This window comes from Salibacterium lacus (assembly GCF_042684865.1).
In the GTDB taxonomy this organism is placed as follows: domain Bacteria; phylum Bacillota; class Bacilli; order Bacillales; family Marinococcaceae; genus Salibacterium; species Salibacterium lacus.
In genome coordinates this window covers 379,262-394,421 of record NZ_JBHUML010000002.1, presented here as the reverse complement: position 1 = coordinate 394,421, position 15,160 = coordinate 379,262, and the positions used below count along the sequence as shown (strand labels likewise).

The following is a 15,160-nucleotide window of genomic DNA, read 5'->3' as shown; positions in this document are numbered from 1 at the left end:
TTTACCCCTTTCCTTTACGGGTGCGCCGGAGATGAAAAAACCGATCGATGACAAGCGCACAAGCTGTGGAACAGCCGGTAGCCAGTATCGCCGCGCCGACTATTTCGGCGGGTTCCGACGAACCATAGTTCATTCTCACCGCAATGACGGTGGTCGGTATCAACGTAAGTCCTGCCGTATTCAATGCCATAAATGTAATCATCGAACGGCTCGCTTCGTCTCTGTCGTCATTAAGCTTTTTCATTTCTTTTACTGCTTTGATTCCCATCGGGGTTGCAGCGTTGCCAAGTCCCATCAGGTTGGCCGTCATATTGGAAAGAATGTAACCCATGGCAGGATGATCAGGGGGTATATCAGGGAACAACCGTACTACAGCCGGCCGGAGCCAGGTTGTAAATTGATCAAGCAGCCCGCTGTTTCTGGCCACATTCATGATACCGAGCCAGAACACCATGACACTAACCAACCCAAAACAAAGTGTAACCGCGTCTTCGGCCCCTTTGAACAACGCTTCCGATACTTCTTCCATTCTCCCGTTAAACATAGCCGTTATAATTCCGGCGCCAAGAAGAAACATCCAGATGTAATGTACCACCGTTTACCGCCCTCCCATGAACATCTCTATACATGCACGAAATGCAGGGAACCAACCCGGCCCGCTTTCCTGAGGCTGGTCAACAAACACGGGCATACTGTGAATGGGGCGGCTTTTAAGCATCCATGTTATTTTTCCCGCCGCCGATATTCCTTTAGGGTAACGGTTGTCCCGGTCCGATAACGAGATCGATCGTGACACGTCACCGCTTTCTTCTTCTGTCAATGGATAATGAAAATCCCTCGGCAGAAACAGTCTCCCCTTCTCATTGTTTTCGCTGTTTATCGTTTCGCGGGCACTTGCAAGCTGAATAAGCTTAAAAGTGGAAAATCCCCATTCAAACATGGAAATATGGTCCTTCCAATCGGAAGGGGCGTCCAGTGTGACCGCAATCAACTCCATATCATTTTTTTCTGCGCTGGAAACGAGTGTACGGCCCGCTTTCCTTGTATAGCCTGTCTTTCCGCCTGTTGTATACTTATACATGGAAGTGAGAAGTTTATTTTTGTTCTGCCAGATACGTTTTCCCTCTTGCTGCTGCGGTGCTTGGTACGTTTTAAGACCGGTTACTTCCCTGAAGCGTTCCTTCTGCATGGCATATCTCATAAGAAGCGCCATATCATATGCCGTTGAGTAATGAGCCCCGTCCTCGTCAAGACCGTGAGGATTTGCGAACCTGGTATTTTCCATTCCGATATCACGGGCCTTCTCATTCATCATATAGACGAATCCTTCTGTACTGCCGCCGACAAATTCCGCCACTGCCACCGCCGCGTCATTTCCTGAACGCAGCATCAAACCCGTCGTTAAATCTTTCAGTGTCATGTTCTCACCCGGTTTCAGATAAAGCGAGGACCCTTCTACGCCGGAGGCATGATTACTGATTTCTGCTGTCTGCTCCCATTTTCCCGACTCCACAGCCAATACAGCGGTCATGATTTTCGTTATACTTGCGATACTTTTCTTCTCATTGGCACTTTCATCAAATAAAACCCTGCCGCTCTGCTGTTCCATAAGTACTGCCGCTTCCGCTGACGTATCGACTCCACTCGTATGTTCCGCCGCTGCTGTTAGAGGAAAAATCCCTAACAGAAAAAACAGGACGGCTACTGTACACCATTTCATATCCATCCCATCTTCCTTGTCCATTTCTTATAATCATATCTATTCCGGATGCAGGGTATTATGAATAGAAGAATATGAAAGATGTACAACCTTTTCAAAAGAGCTGGCTATCCTTTCGGCTTAAAAAGAAGTGCAGCGGCAAACGAGAAAATAACTGCAGCTGAAATGCCGGCGCTTGTCACTTCAAAAATTCCGGTGATCACCCCGATTATACCATTTTGTTCTGCTTCGGCCATCGCTCCGTGTACAAGTGAATTCCCAAAACTTGTTATTGGAACCGTAGCGCCGGCCCCTGCAAAATCAACAAGCGGTTCATATAATCCGATACCATCCAGCACAGCTCCCGACACAACAAGAACAGTCATCGTGTGGGCCGGTGTTAATTTTGCTGCATCCATCAAAAGCTGGCCAATCACACATATTATTCCGCCTACGATGAAAGCCCAGACATACATCATGGCTGTCCTTTTCCTCCTTTCTGTTCAATAGCTGCAGCATGGGCAATGCATGGTATAGATTCATTCTGCCGGCTCGTCAGAGGGCTTAACAGTGCCCCTGTCGCCGCAACCAGGACCCGGGTTATCTCCCCATCCTGCATTCGGTTCAAAATATTTCCATACACAACAGAAGCGGAGCACCCGGAGCCACTCGCCCCCGCCTGTACATGCTGTTCTTCCTTGTAAAGCATGACGCCGCAGTCGATACACTGATCATCTGTCACCATAATGCCGCGTTGACGAAGAAGTTCCTTCATAATTGGAAGACCGATTCGTCCAAGATCTCCGGTGATGATATAGTCATAGTATGAGGGATCACGATTTAGATCAGTGAAATGTGCTTCAATTGTATCCGCTGCTGCAGGAGCCATCGCAGCCCCCATGTTATAGGGATCCGTCAGCCCGCGGTCGATGACTTTCCCAATCGTAGCTGAACTTACCGACGTTCCTTCTTCTCCCCTTCCGATTACAGCGACACCTGCTGCAGTAGCTGTCCACTGAGCTGTTGGAGGTTTCTGCGCCCCGTATTCGGTTGGATAGCGAAACTGTTTTTCCACCGCAGCGTTATGACTGGCTGAACCGGTGAGTACGTAATCTGCTTCTTTGTGTTCAATCAGAAGCGACGCCAGCGCAAGACCTTCCATCGACGTGGAGCATGCTCCAAACAACCCCAGATATGGAATGCCAAGACTCCGGCACGCGAAATTAGTTGCAGTCATCTGATTAATCAAATCCCCCGCCAGAACAAATTGTATATCTTCGGGATTTTTGGCGGCTTTTGCTATAGCCGTGCGTGAGGCTTCTTCCATTAATTTTTTCTGAGCATTCTCAAAGGACGACTCCGCCATCCAGATATCATCAAACAGTTGGTCAAAATCCCGTGCCAGACTGCCTTTTGCTTCAAACGGACCCCCGACAACACCTGTAGCTGCGATAATGGGGCGGCCAGGAAACACCCACGTGCGGCTCCCCTGAATCATAATGATCCCCCCGTCATCTGAATCCATATCGTTTTGATAAGAGCGATAATAAATGCTGCCACCGTCCCGAATACAATTACAGAACCGGCCAGTTTGAACATGTTGGACCCCACTCCAAGCACCAGACCCTCTGTCCGGTATTCCATGGCGGCACTCGCCATAGAGTTGGCAAATCCGGTCACCGGTACCGCAGTGCCTGCTCCGGCGAACTGCGCAATCTTGTCATATACCCCCAGTCCAGTCAAAAGAACGGAAAGAAAAATCAAGACAGCAATGGTTGGGTCTGCCGCTGTCTGTTCATTAAAATCAAAAAAATGAATAAATAAGGAGCGTATCCCCTGCCCGAACGTACAGAGCACTCCACCGATTAAAAACGCTTTGACACAGTTGAAAACAATTGGTAAAGAGGGTTCCGACTGTTTTGCAAATGTTTGATAGGTTTGGTTTTGTTTAGGTTCTGTTTTGTCACTCATCCGCAGCACCTTTTATCCTTTCATATGATCTTCAATGCCGGTTAATCTTTTTTTACGCTTCTTCGCGGATAAAGATTTCTTTTGCAGCTCTTCTTTGAATGCATGTAATTCGAGCCACACTTTGTAATCTGTCGAGAAGTGAACGGTTTTTTCCGGATAATGTTTTTTCAAAAGAGAATGTCCTTTTTTCCGGATGGAGTCAAGCCGCAGCCTGGACCACTGGGTTACTGTCACTCCTGCGTACAGATTTTCACCCTCCATCACTGCTTGAGCGGAGGTCACCTCCTCCATGTCTTCAAGCAGTGTTTCCGGATCATTTGAAATGGCGGCCGTATTGGTTAAAGACGACTCTTCATGATCCCCGCACCCTGTAGCAGGTAAGACAAGAACTGCTGTAAAAAGAGCCGGTTTCATGACTTGGCAGACGAACTTTTTCATTTTTCTCTTCCTTCCATGACATCGTGCCTTTATAGTATGAAATAGACCATCCGTTTTTATGTACATAGTCAGGCAAAGAGAAGAAAGAGGTGATTATGTGTGACACCGCAATGGATACTGCTGTTTTCGTTTTTTATGGTCTGTGCGTTTTCGGTTTTGTTTGTACAATGGAGGAGAATAAAAAGACTGGAGCAGAGTCAAAGGGAGTTAACCGTTCGTCTTGAAGGCATGCAGGAAACGTACAAAGAAAAAGAACAGGAGCAGGAAAAAGAGGAAGTACGGCATCATCTGCACATGAAAGCGTTGGATATCCGCAATACCGTGTATAAACAGACAAAAGGCCCGCATCCGCAGGCTCTTCATCATACCCCGCAGTCCTCCGGATATACAGAGGAATACCTGGAGTTATTGTTCGGTCCGGAGCGGGCGGGAAAAATGATTCACTTGTTTCTTTCCTACCAAACGTACGTAAAAACGTACTGGCAGACCGAAAACGGACGGATCCGGACTGTTTTCCGAAAGGACCCATCAAACAGCGGGTACGGGGAAGCAGAAGACATTCAGGCCGCCTCCCGCGATCTTTTGGAGAAGATGGATGATATACTTCGCCACTTTCATTAAGCGGAGCGTATTTTTCTTTCCATAAGGGCAGACTAATCAGGGAGAAAAAGCATCCAGCTTATGGGAGGACGCCATGGAGGTTCATTTCTTACAGCTGACAGTGGAATTAACAATTGGTTTCGTCGCTCTTTTGGTGATCACGAAAGTACTCGGTAAAACACAGATCAATCAATTAACGCCGTTTGATTTCATCTCCTCGATTGTGATGGGGGAATTGGTCGGAAATGCGATATACGATAACGAAATCGGCCTTCATTATATCCTCTATGCCGTCGTGTTATGGGCGGTACTTGTAGGGGTTGTGGAAAGCATTACTCAGAAAAAAAAGGAAACCAGAAGCATGCTGGAGGGAAAACCGGCTATCGTTATCCGGGAGGGGCAGCTGGATTATAGTGTACTCCGCAAAAACAGGCTGGATTTAAATCAGCTGCAGCATTTACTCAGAGATAAGGATATATTTTCGATGCAGGATGTGCATTATGCCATTCTAGAGGCAAATGGAACGGTTAATGTGCTGAAAAAACCTCACGCCGCCTCCGCCCTCAAAACAGATCTGCAGGCAGATCCCGGGCCGCCGCCGCGTCTTCCGCTCGCGGTCATACTGGATGGGGAATGGGTGGAAGACAATATTACAGAATCCAACATTTCAAAGCGCGACATTCTCGAGCGCCTTCAGACAAGAAATATCCCGGATATCAACCGGGTTCTTTATGCGGAATGGAGCGGGGAATATCCCCTTTATATCGTTTTGTACGATGAATCCGGAACTTACTAGTTCTCTTCTTCGAGTTCTTTAAAGAACAGATCCGCCTCTTCTGTAGAAGGCTCTTCCGGTTCTGCTCCAAGCGCAGGCAGTTCCTCCAGTGAGGAAATGTTAAAATGCTCCAGAAACCGTTCTGTTGTTTTATAAAGAATCGGCCGGCCCGGAGCCTGGGCGCGCCCGCTTTCCTGAACAAGTGCTTTATGTATGAGTGTTTGAACAGCTCGTTCGGACTTGACTCCGCGGATATCATCAATTTCTATCCGCGTAATCGGTTGATTATAGGAAATAATGGCAAGCGTCTCCAGGGCAGCCTGGGATAATTTTGCCTGCCTGGGCCCCTCCGCCAGTTTTTCAATGTAGGGAGCAATGCTGTCCGCCGTCACAAGCTGAAAGCGGCTGCCAAAACGCTGCACCTGCAGAGCCGGTGTGTCTTCTTTCATGGACTGCTGTAATACAAGCAGCTGCTGCTCCGTTTCCTGTTCCGTCAGGTCAAGAACCCCGGCAGCGTCCTGAATTTCGAGTCCTTCGTCCCCGCATACATACAGCAGCCCCTGGAGTATATGCTGATAATTTTCTTCATTCACCGACGAGCTCCTCCTCTGTCTGGTATACCATGATCTCTTCAAAATTCTCTTCCTGCACGCATGTAATCTGCTTGTGTTTCATTAATTCCAAAACGGCAAGAAAGGAGACAACCATATGGGATCGTTCTCCGGAAGGGAATAGTTCAATAAACGTACTGCCGTTTTGTTTTTTTTCAAGAAATGAAAGGATCGACGTCATTCTGTCTTCAATTGTCACTTCTTCATTTTTAATTTTCGTTTCTTTCGGAGCGTGGTAACGAACACGCTCTTTCAGCTTCTGGTAGGCATCGAGCATATCAAACAAAGACAGATTTTCCGGCACGGCCGCAGCATATTTCTCCTCGATGGCTTCATCATCCATAGAAGATCCTTTTGCATACCGTCCGGCTCCTTCCTGTTCTTTTTCGCGGAGTTCCACCGCTGCCTCTTTGTATTTTTTATATTCAACCAGCCGGCTCATCAGTTCCTGCCTTGGGTCTTCTTCTTCCATAAATGCCTCTTCGCCCGGATCATCTTCACCGGGAAGGAGCATCTGGCTTTTTATTTCCAGAAGCGTAGCAGCCATCACCAGGTACTCACTTGCAATGTCAAGTTCAAGCTCCTGCATCGCCTGCACATAATGCAGATACTGCTCGGTGATTTCCGCCACCGGAATATTGTAAATATCAACTTCCGCCTGCTGAATCAGATGAAGCAGCAGATCCAGAGGACCCTGAAAAGTATCAATCTGTACACTGTATCGTTCCATAAGTTGAATCCTTTCCCGTCATACTAGCATTCATTATACCATATCCCTTCTCTTTCAGGCATTGCAACTTTAGAATGAAGAAATTCCATTCATCGTGATATAATGTTGTAAACAAAAACTTCATGCCAAAGGATGGTACGTTATGTATCCGGAAGCCTACATTCAATTTCTGGTTCAGTTTCACGCCTATCGTGATTACTTTGAATGCCATGAAATATTGGAAGAGTACTGGAAAGAACATGACTTTGAAAATCGATCCAGCGTCTGGGTTGGACTTATTCAGACAGCTGTAGGGCTCTATCACCACCGGCGCGGCAATGAAAATGGTGCTTTCAAAATCTGGGCAGGTGCCCGCCGCATCATTGGTGAAAACAAAAATCGGCTGTTTGATCTGGGTATAGATGCAAACAAACTCCTCCATCTTCTGGAAAAACATCTTTCCGATACAACGTACCGCCGGCCGTTCAGGGATATGAACCTGCCGCTTATTGACCCCGAACTTATAAAACAATGCACCGCTGAATGCAAACGGCGCGGGATACCGTGGCAGCATCCAAGCGACATGTCAGATAAACAGCTTGTCCACCGGCATATCCTGCGGCATCAAACAGCAGAGCCCGAAAAACGTCTGCATCAAAAACGAAACATATAAAAAGCCGCTCCGGATTACTTCCGGAACAGCTGTGTAACTGGATTTATCCACTTGCTTCTTCCGTCTTCCCTTTTTCGTCCCGGGGTACTTTCTCTTCACATGTGTCGAGAAACTCTTCAGTCTCCACACAGCCGGTGAGATCCCCTTCAAGGCGGTCTCTCATGGTCAGAACCATTTTCATTCCGATTCCTTCTTCTCTGTAAGAAGGATTAACGCAGATATGCTTCAGTTCGGCGGAACCGTTTTCATGGAAATACAGTCCCATCACACCGATAATGTCTTCCTGCTCTTTCCACAGATAAAGCTGCCAGTTTTCCTCGTTCTCATAATACTGCATCGTTTCCTGTAGTTTCTTGACTTCTTTTTCTTCCGGCATATAAGACAGGAGACCCATCGCGATTTTTTTATACGCTGACTTGAACTTGATAAACATTGACATCATCCCTTATTAGAGAGAGTATGTTTCTTCTCTCTCATTATACTTCATCTTCTTCTTTTGAAAAGAGAGAAACCGGATCTTTTAAGTTGAATGCATGATTTTCTTTCCTATCCAGCCTATGCACCTAAGGCATTAACTACCGCCCAAATGTAACACAATTGCAATCGTTATGCCAACTGTGTCTTAAGAAAAGAACAAACTGCCCTTTTATAACGGAATTTCGGGGGAAAACACCGTAGTACAGGCCGGCTCAAGACGTATCCGCTTTTCTGCGCAGGCTTCGTCCGGCCTGTAAAATCCGGAGGCTGCATCTTCATTTTCCCATCCTTCTGCCGTTTTCCCTCATCCAAGAGAAAACATGGCGGTTTCCGCCATGTTTCGGTCATCTCGATTATAGTTTCCCCATCTTAAAGGTTTTTATCAAGGTTACCCATCTCCACAGCGGATACTGCAGCGTCTGCTCCTTTATTTCCTGCCTTCGTTCCGGCGCGTTCCACCGCTTCTTCAATAGTATTCGTCGTCAAAATACCGAAAATGACAGGAAGATTGTAATCAAGAGAAACCCGGCTTATTCCTTTAGCCGACTCGGCACAGACGTAATCAAAATGCGGGGTCGATCCTTTGATAACGGTACCGAGTGTGATAATAGCATCGTACTTCCCGGCGGCTGCCATTTTCTGTGCGGCAAACGGGATTTCAAATGCTCCCGGAACCCAGGCAATATCAACATTTTCCTCTGCTGTCCCATGCCTTTTCAAAGTGCCTTTCGCACCTTCCAGAAGCTTTTCGGTGATAAAATCGTTAAAGCGGCCCACCACTATACCGATCTTCAAATTTGTTCCGTTTACATTTCCTTCATATATCTGTCCCAATGTTGTCTCTCCTTTTATAGATGGAGCATATGCCCCAGCTTCGAATATTTTGTACGCATGTAGTTTTCATTATCTTTATGGTGAGGCATCTCAAGGGCAACCCGTTCCGACACTTCAAGTCCGTATCCGTTCAATCCGGTGATTTTACGCGGATTATTCGTGAGCAGGCGCATACTGGATATGCCGAGGTCGCGCAGAATCTGGGCACCAATTCCATAATCCCGCAGATCGGGTTTGAAACCGAGCTTTTCATTCGCTTCCACGGTATCATATCCTTCTTCCTGCAGTTCATAAGCTTTCATTTTGTTGATCAGTCCGATCCCGCGGCCTTCCTGCCTCATATAAAGAAGGACGCCCCTTCCTTCTTTTTCAATCTGCTGAAGTGCTGCGTGAAGCTGAGGCCCGCAGTCACAGCGGTGGGAACCAAAAACATCTCCGGTCAGGCATTCGGAATGCACTCTCACAAGCGTCGGTTCGCCGGGAATGAGCTGTCCTTTAATAAGAGCAATGCTTTCTTTATCATCCACGACAGATGTATAGCCGACAGCCCGGAAATCTCCGAAATCGGTAGGGAGTTTGATATCTGCTTCCTTTTGCACAAGTTTATCTTTTTTGTGACGGTACTGAATCAAATCTTTTATCGTGATCATCTTAAGGTCATGTTCATCTGCGATTTCACGCAGTTCAGGAACCCTTGCCATCTCTCCGTCTTCCCTGATTACTTCGCAAATTACTCCCGCCTGTTCGGCTCCTGATAAAGCGGCCAAATCCACTGCTGCTTCTGTGTGTCCTGCGCGCCGCAGCACTCCGCCTTTTTTAGCAATGAGCGGGAATACATGACCCGGACGTTTAAAATGCCGGCTTTTACTTCGCGGATTCATCAGCTCCCGGATGGTTTGGGCACGCTCTCCTGCTGATATCCCTGTTTTCGCAGATTCATGGTCAACACTAACAGTAAACGCCGTGCCGTGCGGGTCTGTGTTCTGATCGACCATCGGCTGCAGTTCAAGTTCATGGGCACGCTCTTCAGTAATCGGTGTGCAGACCAGCCCTCTGCCGTACGTAATCATAAAATTTATGGATTCTGGTGTGATCCGGTCGGCAAGCGCCACAAAGTCTCCCTCATTTTCCCGGTCTTCATCATCACAAACGATGACCGTGCGTCCCTGCATCAACTCATAAATAGCTTCTTCAATCGGATCAAACCAATTTGCTTCTGCCATCACATTCACCCTCTTTTTCTCTTCATATCCTGCTTCAGGAGGATATAACATCGTTGTCTTTTATGCCTTTTTATCCGGATTGCTTATATTTTCACCAAACCTGGCGGACAAGAGTCTTTCTGTGTACTTCATCAACATGTCAGCTTCAACGTTGACTGGATCTCCCAGCCGTTTATCACTCATGGTTGTTTCCTGCCACGTATGGGGGATAAGAGAAAGTGTGATGGTGTCTTTGTCATCATTCACATCAAATATCGTCAGACTGATACCGTCGACAGCGACCGATCCTTTTTCACTCATAAAAGGAAGAATGGCAGACGGCATGGAAATGTCTACGTAATAGGCATTTTCGCAAGGGGAAACATTTTCCACTTTCCCGGCAGCATCAACATGACCGCTGACAAAATGGCCGCCGAATCTATCACAAGCCTGCATCGCCCGCTCCACATTCACCCGCGCCCCTTCTTCCAGGATACTCAGGCTGGATGCATACATTGTTTCCGGCATCACGTCCACAGTAAATGTATTTCCGGTGAAACCGGTCACGGTCAGACAGACACCGTTTACGGAAATACTGTCTCCTGTTTTCATATCTTCTGTTATTTTCGGGGCCTGCAGCGTGAGTACCATTGTATCCGAGGCTTTATGAATACTTCGGACAACGGCTGTTTCTTCCACAATACCAGTAAACATTATTCATTCCCCTTCCGGACTGCTGTTACTTTTATGTCTTCACCGAGTTGTTCCACCGAGTGCACTTCAAGACGCGGCGCATCATTCAAATGAGCAATGCCTCCCCCGCCGGCCGCTGTCGGTGCCAGACGGCCACCAATCAGGACAGGTGCAGTATAGGAAACAAACTCCTGAAATCGTTCTTCTTCGACAAATCTGCCATGGATTTCAGATCCTCCTTCGACAAATACAGAGAGGATGTTTTCGTTTCCGAGAACAGTCAATACTTCTTCGAGCTGTACGTCAGCCTCTGCCGCCTGATAAATGACGGCACCGGTCTGTGCCAGATTCCGTTTTTTTTCAAGGGATGCCTCTGACCCGCAGAATATCCATACCGGAGCCATATTATCCTGCAGCATGGACGCCTCAAGCGGTATACGCAGATGACGGTCCAGCACCACACGCAGGGGTTGTAATCCCCCCTCCACAGCCCTCGCCGTCAATGAGGGGTCATCATGAAGCACGGTTCCGATCCCTGCCAGAATCCCGTCATGTTCATGCCGCAGGCGGTGGCTGTCCTTCCTGGATTCCGTTCCCGTAATCCACTGGCTTTCACCGGTGGCCGAAGCCGTTTTGCCGTCCAGAGATACAGCTGTTTTCAGCGTGACATATGGAAGTCCGGTTTTCATAAAATGCATGAAATACCGGTTCAGCCACTCCGCACGCTCTTTTCCTGTGCCGATGGACACCTCAATACCGGCTTCCTTCAGTCTTTCCACTCCACTCCCGCTCACTTCAGGATTTGGATCCAGTGCAGCGATGACCACCCGGCGGATGCCGCTGTTTATAATGGCCTCCACACAGGGCGGAGTTTTACCGGTATGTGAACACGGCTCGAGAGTTACATACATTGCTGCCCCTACTGCATGGTTACCTGCTGCCTTTAGTGCATGAATTTCTGCGTGCGCCTCTCCAGCCTTCAGGTGCGCGCCCATTCCGGCTGTCGTTCCGTTTTTTACAACCACAGCACCGACAGATGGATTCGGCGAGGTCTGCCCTTTTGTGCTTTCCGCCAAGTGAAGAGCAAGATCCATATATTCTTCATCCGTCATACCGACTGCCTCTTTTCTTTTAAAATAAAAAACCCTGAAAACGGTATACGTCTCCAGGGTGGTTAAAACATACGAAAATAAGCATTGTTCATTTATAAGCCTTCAACGAATCGGTCTGCTTAACGCAGGCGTGTTACTGCATCACGCACACACCAAACTTTCCGGATACGTTCCGGCTCTGAACACGGCTTTTCTTCTCCCATCCAGACTTTCACTGTCGGTCTCGGATTTTCACCGAGTCCACCGCCGGGCCAGAGCCTCTGCGGGTCGCGGACTAAAAAGCAAGGATGCTTCATCACCGCCGGCTGGGAATTTCACCCCACCCCGAAGTGGTTACAATGTAACCAAACCGTTCCATATTTATATATTGATTTTATCTTCCTTGAAACATACCCGTCAACTATTTGAACCGCTCTTCTCAGAGCGGTTCAAACATACTGTTATATTTTTTCTTTCAGACGGAGGGGGAGATCGTTTTTCAAAAGATCTTCGATTGATTCTCTCTGCACGACAAGGTCGGATTCTCCGTCCTCAACGAATACAACCGGGGGACGGGTGAAACGATTGTAGTTGCTCGCCATGGCAAACCCGTAAGCTCCTGTACAGAAAACCGCAAGAATGTCTCCAGGCTCTGCATCCGGAAGAGGAAGATCCCACATCAGCATATCCCCGCTCTCGCAGCATTTGCCCGCTACAGCTGTACGACCCGGCGCTTCTTCGTCGGCACGATTGGCCAGGATTCCTTCGTATTCTGCATTGTAAAGTGCCGGCCGGATATTATCTGTCATTCCCCCGTCTACCGATAAATAGTTACGCACACCGGGAATGTTCTTTTTTGATCCTACTGTATAAAGAGTCGTACCAGCATCACCGCTGATGGAACGTCCAGGCTCAATCCATATTTCCGGAAGAGCCATATCTGCATCAGCTGCTTCTTTTTTGACGGCAAGAATAAGGTCTTTGACGTAATTCTCCGGTGCAAGCGGTTCGTCTCCCTCAACATAACGGATTCCAAATCCTCCACCAGCGTTAAATACTTCGGGAATAAAATTATACTCGTCCCTCCAGCGTTTAAATTCAGCGAACAGTTTTTCCACCGTCAAAACGAAACCGTCTGTATCAAAAATCTGGGAACCAATATGGCAGTGGATTCCCCGGAGGTTTATAAAAGGGTCGGCCTGCAGTATTTCAATCGCTTGATCAGCCTGTCCACTCTGCAGATCGAACCCGAACTTCGAATCTTCCTGGCCGGTGGATATATATTCGTGGGTGTGGGCTTCAACTCCTGGTGTTGTACGGAGCAGCACCTGAACTGTCTGATTATTATCCCGTGCCTGCTCTTGAATCATTGATAATTCGTGAAAATTATCGACAACGATGCAGCCGACGCCGAGTTCCAACGCGAGAGCTATTTCATCATCACTTTTATTGTTTCCATGCAGATGCGCCCGCTCCATCGGAAAGTCCGCTTTCGCCGCTGTTATCATTTCACCGGCAGATACCACATCAAGACTTAACCCAAGCTCCGCGGCCAGCTGTACCATAGCTATGCAGCTGAATGCTTTGCTTGCATAGGCGACCTGATAAGGAACGTCCGCCTTTTCAAATTCCTGCTGAAACCCTTTTGCCCTCTCTCTCATCAACGCAACATCATATACATAAACAGGCGTGCCGTACTCACCTGCAAGCCGGGTCGTATCCACCCCGCCGATTTCAAGCCGCCCGTTTTTATTAATCCGACTGGTTCCGTGTAGATACATGACTCGTTCTCTCCTTCTACGCATCAATGAATGATTACATTTTAGCATCATTTAAGAAGGAGAAAAAGAAAAACTGTTCTCCTGCCCGTCATGCTTTTGGAGGCTGCCGGATTTTATCCTGCGGATTCACGATGCCCGGGCGCCGGCGCAGATTAGGAACGGTTGTGCGCACAAGAACCTGCCAAAGCGCCTTACCGTCAAACGGCAGAAACGGCCACAGATACGGTTTGTTTAATGACCGGATCGAGGCAAGGAACAGGAACAGAACAGTAGTTGTGATAACAAATCCTACAGCCTGAAAAGAAACAACCGCAATCAAAAGGATAAAGCGGAATATTTTCAATGCAATCCCAAGCTCATAGCTTGGTGTAGCAAATGTTCCAATCGCCCCAAGCGCAACATATAAAATAACTTCAGAGGTGAACAGCCCGACTTCTATCGCTATTTCCCCAATCAACAAGGCTGCAACGAGGCCAAGGGCTGTTGCAAGCGGGGAAGGGGTATGAATGGCTGCCATCCTCATTAATTCTATACCGATTTCGGCGATAACAATCTGCATAAATTCCGACACATTCGAATCTTCCGTGGGACCGATATAGTTCAGCTGATCCGGCAGCAGCTGCGGTTCGAGTACGACAAGCAGCCACAATGGAAGTATAAAAAGAGAAGCAAACATGCCGAAAAAGCGGATCCATCTTAGATAGGTGCCGATAAATGGTGCCTGCCGGTATTCTTCGGCGTGCTGCACATGATGGAAAAAGGTAGTTGGTGTGATGATAACGCTTGGAGAAGCATCTACAATAATGACGACATGTCCTTCAAATAAATGAACCGCAGCAACATCCGGCCGCTCCGTATAACGGACAAGAGGCATCGGATTGGCCCCCTGGTCGACAATATACTCCTCCACTACTTTATCGGCCATTGTAAGACCGTCTACGTTAATTGCTTTCAGTTCATCTTTTATGATATTAACCATGTCAGGGTCGGCAATATCTTCAATATAAGAAATACAGATATCGGTTTTCGAACGTACGCCGACTCTCAGAATTTCATGGCGGAGTCTTTCATCTCTCACCCTTCTTCTCGTTAACCCTGTATTTTCGATAATATTTTCTGTGTAGCCGTCCCGTGCTCCGCGCACGACTTTTTCATTATCCGGTTCTTTCGGACTCCTTCCGGGATAATTACGCACATCGACGACCAGGGCCCTCTCTTCCCCATCTATGAGAATGAACACAAGACCCGAAAGCATTTCTACTATACAATCTTCAAGGTTGTCTTTATAATCAACCTGCACTTCTGTTAGATGGTTTTCCACCGCTTCGCGGACATAAGGCGTTTTCCGGTCTCTTGCCTCCACTTTCATGAGTTCTTTTAAAAGTTCGGTCAGCGCCTCCATATCAACGAGACCGTTCACATAATAAATCTGGATTTCCCTGTCCAATATGTGCAGTCTTCGGATGCCCGTATCAAAACTGGTTCCTATACCGACTCTTTCTTTTAAGATTTCTTCATTTTCTTCGATACGGGGGGAGATGTCTGACGCTTCAGTGTCTTCCGGAGGGATTCCCTGCTTCTCCAAGTCCATCGCATCCGGTTTGTT

At 47.6% G+C, this 15,160-nt stretch carries 18 protein-coding genes and 1 riboswitch; of the genes, 3 read left to right on the top strand and 15 right to left on the bottom strand.

Annotated features, from left to right (window positions below):
- Position 1 precedes the first annotated feature (1 nt).
- The 6 genes from ACFSUB_RS02830 to ACFSUB_RS02805 form a co-directional block, all read right to left on the bottom strand.
- Positions 2–595, bottom strand: coding sequence for a nucleoside recognition domain-containing protein (locus tag ACFSUB_RS02830; RefSeq protein ID WP_380711662.1), 594 nt, complete (start codon positions 593–595; stop codon positions 2–4).
- Positions 596–598: 3 nt separating this feature from the next.
- On the bottom strand, positions 599–1,726 hold the full coding sequence (locus tag ACFSUB_RS02825) for a D-alanyl-D-alanine carboxypeptidase family protein (protein WP_380711661.1): 1,128 nt from the start codon (positions 1,724–1,726) through the stop codon (positions 599–601).
- A gap of 101 nt (positions 1,727–1,827) precedes the next feature.
- A complete protein-coding gene (spoVAE, locus tag ACFSUB_RS02820; protein WP_380711660.1) occupies positions 1,828–2,178 on the bottom strand; it encodes a stage V sporulation protein AE in 351 nt (116 codons plus the stop codon).
- Positions 2,175–3,197: a stage V sporulation protein AD gene (spoVAD, locus tag ACFSUB_RS02815; RefSeq protein WP_380711659.1), complete on the bottom strand. Its 1,023-nt coding sequence runs from the start codon at positions 3,195–3,197 to the stop codon at positions 2,175–2,177. The genes spoVAE and spoVAD overlap by 4 nt, the downstream gene beginning before the upstream one ends.
- Positions 3,194–3,670, bottom strand: coding sequence for a stage V sporulation protein AC (gene spoVAC, locus ACFSUB_RS02810; RefSeq protein WP_380711658.1), 477 nt, complete (start codon positions 3,668–3,670; stop codon positions 3,194–3,196). The genes spoVAD and spoVAC overlap by 4 nt, the downstream gene beginning before the upstream one ends.
- Before the next feature lie 12 nt (positions 3,671–3,682).
- Complete coding sequence (locus tag ACFSUB_RS02805; protein ID WP_380711657.1) at positions 3,683–4,108, bottom strand: hypothetical protein; 426 nt, start codon at positions 4,106–4,108, stop codon at positions 3,683–3,685.
- 99 nt (positions 4,109–4,207) lie between these two features.
- Here ACFSUB_RS02805 and ACFSUB_RS02800 point away from each other — a divergent pair, with 99 nt between their 5' ends.
- Positions 4,208–4,729, top strand: coding sequence for a hypothetical protein (locus ACFSUB_RS02800; protein ID WP_380711656.1), 522 nt, complete (start codon positions 4,208–4,210; stop codon positions 4,727–4,729).
- A gap of 73 nt (positions 4,730–4,802) precedes the next feature.
- Positions 4,803–5,504, top strand: coding sequence for a DUF421 domain-containing protein (locus ACFSUB_RS02795; protein WP_380711655.1), 702 nt, complete (start codon positions 4,803–4,805; stop codon positions 5,502–5,504).
- On the opposite strand, the gene scpB is transcribed toward ACFSUB_RS02795, so the two are convergent.
- Both scpB and ACFSUB_RS02785 read right to left on the bottom strand, forming a co-directional pair.
- A complete protein-coding gene (gene scpB / locus ACFSUB_RS02790; RefSeq protein WP_380711654.1) occupies positions 5,501–6,076 on the bottom strand; it encodes an SMC-Scp complex subunit ScpB in 576 nt (191 codons plus the stop codon). The two genes, ACFSUB_RS02795 and scpB, sit on opposite strands and share 4 nt — an antisense overlap.
- On the bottom strand, positions 6,069–6,824 hold the full coding sequence (locus ACFSUB_RS02785) for a segregation/condensation protein A (RefSeq protein WP_380711653.1): 756 nt from the start codon (positions 6,822–6,824) through the stop codon (positions 6,069–6,071). The genes scpB and ACFSUB_RS02785 overlap by 8 nt, the downstream gene beginning before the upstream one ends.
- 142 nt (positions 6,825–6,966) lie before the next feature.
- On the opposite strand from ACFSUB_RS02785, the gene ACFSUB_RS02780 reads away from it, so the two are divergent.
- Positions 6,967–7,476 (top strand): DUF309 domain-containing protein, encoded by a 510-nt coding sequence (locus tag ACFSUB_RS02780; protein ID WP_380711652.1) that lies wholly within the window; start codon positions 6,967–6,969, stop codon positions 7,474–7,476.
- A 43-nt stretch (positions 7,477–7,519) separates the two neighbouring features.
- On the opposite strand, the gene ACFSUB_RS02775 is transcribed toward ACFSUB_RS02780, so the two are convergent.
- The 7 genes from ACFSUB_RS02775 to ACFSUB_RS02745 form a co-directional block, all read right to left on the bottom strand.
- Positions 7,520–7,909, bottom strand: coding sequence for a GNAT family N-acetyltransferase (locus ACFSUB_RS02775; protein ID WP_380711651.1), 390 nt, complete (start codon positions 7,907–7,909; stop codon positions 7,520–7,522).
- A 413-nt stretch (positions 7,910–8,322) separates the two neighbouring features.
- Entirely contained in the window at positions 8,323–8,787 is a 465-nt protein-coding gene (gene ribH, locus ACFSUB_RS02770; RefSeq protein ID WP_380711650.1) for a 6,7-dimethyl-8-ribityllumazine synthase, read from the bottom strand.
- 14 nt (positions 8,788–8,801) lie between these two features.
- Positions 8,802–10,010: a bifunctional 3,4-dihydroxy-2-butanone-4-phosphate synthase/GTP cyclohydrolase II gene (locus ACFSUB_RS02765; RefSeq protein WP_380711649.1), complete on the bottom strand. Its 1,209-nt coding sequence runs from the start codon at positions 10,008–10,010 to the stop codon at positions 8,802–8,804.
- 60 nt (positions 10,011–10,070) lie between these two features.
- Complete coding sequence (gene ribE, locus ACFSUB_RS02760; protein ID WP_380711648.1) at positions 10,071–10,703, bottom strand: riboflavin synthase; 633 nt, start codon at positions 10,701–10,703, stop codon at positions 10,071–10,073.
- Positions 10,703–11,794 (bottom strand): bifunctional diaminohydroxyphosphoribosylaminopyrimidine deaminase/5-amino-6-(5-phosphoribosylamino)uracil reductase RibD, encoded by a 1,092-nt coding sequence (gene ribD / locus ACFSUB_RS02755; protein ID WP_380711647.1) that lies wholly within the window; start codon positions 11,792–11,794, stop codon positions 10,703–10,705. The genes ribE and ribD overlap by 1 nt, the downstream gene beginning before the upstream one ends.
- A gap of 187 nt (positions 11,795–11,981) precedes the next feature.
- A riboswitch (FMN riboswitch) is annotated at positions 11,982–12,130 on the bottom strand.
- A gap of 104 nt (positions 12,131–12,234) precedes the next feature.
- A complete protein-coding gene (gene lysA / locus ACFSUB_RS02750; protein ID WP_380711646.1) occupies positions 12,235–13,554 on the bottom strand; it encodes a diaminopimelate decarboxylase in 1,320 nt (439 codons plus the stop codon).
- A gap of 88 nt (positions 13,555–13,642) precedes the next feature.
- Positions 13,643–15,145 (bottom strand): spore germination protein, encoded by a 1,503-nt coding sequence (locus ACFSUB_RS02745; protein ID WP_380713162.1) that lies wholly within the window; start codon positions 15,143–15,145, stop codon positions 13,643–13,645.
- Positions 15,146–15,160 lie beyond the last annotated feature (15 nt).

What these genes read in the sequence shown, in the direction of transcription:
- ACFSUB_RS02825 (WP_380711661.1), bottom strand. Translation starts at nt 1,726, where the DNA reads ATGGATATGAAATGGTGTACAGTAGCCGTCCTGTTTTTTCTGTTAGGG.
- spoVAE (WP_380711660.1), bottom strand. Translation starts at nt 2,178, where the DNA reads ATGATGTATGTCTGGGCTTTCATCGTAGGCGGAATAATATGTGTGATT.
- spoVAD (WP_380711659.1), bottom strand. Translation starts at nt 3,197, where the DNA reads ATGATTCAGGGGAGCCGCACGTGGGTGTTTCCTGGCCGCCCCATTATC.
- spoVAC (WP_380711658.1), bottom strand. Translation starts at nt 3,670, where the DNA reads ATGAGTGACAAAACAGAACCTAAACAAAACCAAACCTATCAAACATTT.
- ACFSUB_RS02805 (WP_380711657.1), bottom strand. Translation starts at nt 4,108, where the DNA reads ATGAAAAAGTTCGTCTGCCAAGTCATGAAACCGGCTCTTTTTACAGCA.
- ACFSUB_RS02795 (WP_380711655.1), top strand. Translation starts at nt 4,803, where the DNA reads ATGGAGGTTCATTTCTTACAGCTGACAGTGGAATTAACAATTGGTTTC.
- ACFSUB_RS02785 (WP_380711653.1), bottom strand. Translation starts at nt 6,824, where the DNA reads ATGGAACGATACAGTGTACAGATTGATACTTTTCAGGGTCCTCTGGAT.
- ACFSUB_RS02780 (WP_380711652.1), top strand. Translation starts at nt 6,967, where the DNA reads ATGTATCCGGAAGCCTACATTCAATTTCTGGTTCAGTTTCACGCCTAT.
- ACFSUB_RS02775 (WP_380711651.1), bottom strand. Translation starts at nt 7,909, where the DNA reads ATGTTTATCAAGTTCAAGTCAGCGTATAAAAAAATCGCGATGGGTCTC.
- ACFSUB_RS02765 (WP_380711649.1), bottom strand. Translation starts at nt 10,010, where the DNA reads ATGGCAGAAGCAAATTGGTTTGATCCGATTGAAGAAGCTATTTATGAG.
- ribE (WP_380711648.1), bottom strand. Translation starts at nt 10,703, where the DNA reads ATGTTTACTGGTATTGTGGAAGAAACAGCCGTTGTCCGAAGTATTCAT.
- ribD (WP_380711647.1), bottom strand. Translation starts at nt 11,794, where the DNA reads ATGACGGATGAAGAATATATGGATCTTGCTCTTCACTTGGCGGAAAGC.
- lysA (WP_380711646.1), bottom strand. Translation starts at nt 13,554, where the DNA reads ATGTATCTACACGGAACCAGTCGGATTAATAAAAACGGGCGGCTTGAA.
- ACFSUB_RS02745 (WP_380713162.1), bottom strand. Translation starts at nt 15,145, where the DNA reads ATGGACTTGGAGAAGCAGGGAATCCCTCCGGAAGACACTGAAGCGTCA.